The sequence below is a fragment of the Arsukibacterium perlucidum DSM 18276 genome, assembly GCF_000382165.1.
GTDB lineage: Bacteria > Pseudomonadota > Gammaproteobacteria > Enterobacterales > Alteromonadaceae > Alishewanella > Alishewanella perlucidum.
On sequence record NZ_KB907761.1, the window covers coordinates 1 to 2581 of the forward strand.

At 51.1% G+C, this 2581-nt stretch carries 3 protein-coding genes; all 3 read left to right on the top strand.

Annotation, left to right across the window (positions count from 1 at the left end):
- Positions 1 to 316: transposase (locus tag H141_RS0119390; protein WP_019677927.1), on the top strand; the 316-nt coding region annotated here is incomplete at its 5' end.
- Positions 313 to 660 carry an IS66 family insertion sequence element accessory protein TnpB gene (tnpB, locus tag H141_RS0119395; RefSeq protein ID WP_019677928.1) on the top strand — a complete coding sequence of 116 codons (348 nt, stop codon included), beginning with the start codon at positions 313 to 315 and terminating at the stop codon, positions 658 to 660. The genes H141_RS0119390 and tnpB, both read left to right, overlap by 4 nt.
- A 49-nt stretch (positions 661 to 709) precedes the next feature.
- The gene (gene tnpC / locus H141_RS0119400; protein WP_026349570.1) at positions 710 to 2239 is read left to right on the top strand and encodes an IS66 family transposase; all 1530 of its coding nucleotides are present in this window, start codon (positions 710 to 712) and stop codon (positions 2237 to 2239) included.
- Positions 2240 to 2581: the final 342 nt, after the last annotated feature.

Genomic DNA, 2581 nt, shown 5'->3' on the forward strand with positions numbered 1-2581 from the left:
GCTCGTTCAGGAATCGAAAGAACGTACGCTGTCGGTCTCTGAGTTAGCGCGCAAATACGATGTGAATACCAACCAGGTGTTTCGCTGGGTGCGAGAAGTTAACGTCGGTAAGGCTTTGTGGGTCAGGCGTGCTAAAGGTGAAGTGGATATGCCAGCTGCCCCCACGCCATTCCTTCCTGTCAGTGTCAGTGCGATTGAAGCTGTGCCGGTGCTCCATAAACCAGCCATAACGGTGTCGTTTCGCAGTGGTCATCAACTGGTATTGCATGAGGCAAGACCGGGTATGTTGCAGCAATTGGTGGCGGCGTTGTCATGATTACCTTATCCCATGAACTGCGTGTATGGCTGTGTGCCGGTTACACCGATATGCGCAAGGGCTTCGATGGTCTGGCGGCTATGGCGCAGCATGTGCTTCAAAAAGACCCTTTTAGTGGGCATGTGTTTGTGTTTCGAGGGCGGCGTGGGGACCGGGTTAAACTGCTATGGTGGGATGGTCAGGGGTTGTGTTTGTTTTACAAGCGCCTGGAGCAAGGGCGGTTCGTGTGGCCCACCGCAAAAACCGGTGTAGTGCACTTAACGCAGGCCGAATTGGCGTTGTTGCTGGAAGGCTTAGACTGGCGCCCGCCTGCCAGAAAAAACACACCAAAAAATGCTGCATAAGCACAATTAATCAATGAGTTAGATGCCATTTTATGTTATCATGCACCGCATGAAAACGATGGCATCTCACTTACCCAATGACCCGAAACAGTTGCAGGAAATTATCCTTCAACTGCAGTCAACGCTTGCCCAACAAGATACCGTTATTGCCTCGTTACGCCACCAGTTATCCGTGTTAAAACGTGCCCGCTTCGGGCGTTCGTCCGAGCATCTCGACAAGCAAATTCATCAGTTGGAATTACAACTTGAAGAGCTGGAGATGCAGACCAGTGTCTTACCTAAGCTAGTTGCACCAGCAACAGAGGACAAAGCGACGCCACGTCGACGCGCTTCTCTGCCTGCACAATTGCCGCGAGAAGAGCTGCGTGTTGAAGCCGCCTGCCAGTGCCCGGGATGTCAGGGCGAATTAACCCATATCGGTGATGATGTCTCTGAAATGCTGGATGTGGTACCGGCATCTTACCGGGTTATCCGCATTGTGCGGCCAAAGTTCAGCTGCCAGCACTGCGACACACTGGTTCAAGGCCAAGCGCCTGAGCGTGTGATTAAAAAAGGACTGGCCAGTGCAGCGTTGCTCACACAGGTTATTGTCGATAAATACCTCGACCATCAACCGCTGTACCGCCAGGCTGAGCAGATGGAACGTGAAGGGATTGATGTTGAACGCTCTACTCTGGCAGACTGGGTAGGACAAACTGGCGCCTTACTCACGCCACTGGCTGATGCCATCGGACGCCATGTGAAAGCTGCCAACCACGTGCATGCCGATGACACCACCGCACCGACGCTATCACCCGGTAAAGGCCGCACCCAAACCGGACGTTACTGGACTTATGTGCGTGATGGTCGCCCCTGGGGAGATACCACAGCGCCAGCGGTTTGGCTGCAATACAGTGAAGACCGTAAAAGCATCCATCCCACGGCGCATTTAAAAGGCTACAAAGGCTCACTACAGGCCGATGCTTATGCCGGTTACAACGAATTATACCAACGGCAAATAACCCAGCACGGTTGTTGGGCACACGTGCGGCGGAAGTTCTATGACATCACCCAAACAGGCCCTTCGCCGTTAGCTGATGAAGCGATAACCGCTATCCAATCCCTCTATGTGATTGAGAAACAGGCGCGCGGCCAACCACCGGATGAACGACAACACATCCGGGGCATACATGCCAAGCCTATCCTTGAGCGCTTCCATATCTGGTTACAGACAACATTGCGCACCTTATCGAAAGGCTCGCCGCTGTCCAAAGCAATCCACTATGCTCTGAAACAATGGGAGGCGTTGGTTGCCTATGTGGATAACGGTTATGCTGAGATTGATAACAACAGCGCAGAGCGCTCATTGCGGCCCATCGCCCTGGGCAGGAAAAACTATTTGTTTGCAGGTTCAGCTGCCGGAGGGGAGCGGGCTGCCGTGTTGTACTCAATACTCGGCACCGCCAAACTCAATGACATCAATCCAAATGTCTACCTGACCACGGTACTCAAACGCATCGGCAATCACCCCATCAATCGTGTCGATGAGTTGTTACCCTGGAATATCGATTTAACCACACAGCCAGGTGACGCAATTTAAGATAATAAGTGTCCACTAAAATTAAGTGGACACTTAAATTAGCGCATTACTCTGTGTTCGCCGAACACTTAAAATCAGAACATCCAGATGCACATAGGTCGTCGGACACGGACTCACGTAAGGTGTAGCGAAAAATATGCTACCGTTATAACGGTAATATATAGCAGGGCTAAAAAATGGCATTCTGCAATTATGCTACCGTTACAACGGTAATATAAAGTAGCGCCCCAAAATAGCATTCTACGGTTTCACTGCTGAAAAAAAATAGTGCGCTGAGAGCACCTCAAATAACCAGTGCATTAATCGGCATTAAACATCAACCTGTAACGACCAGACGCTTAC

Bases quoted from the DNA above. Each gene is read 5' to 3' on its own strand.
- tnpC (WP_026349570.1), top strand. From the start codon at position 710: ATGAAAACGATGGCATCTCACTTACCCAATGACCCGAAACAGTTGCAG.
- tnpB (WP_019677928.1), top strand. From the start codon at position 313: ATGATTACCTTATCCCATGAACTGCGTGTATGGCTGTGTGCCGGTTAC.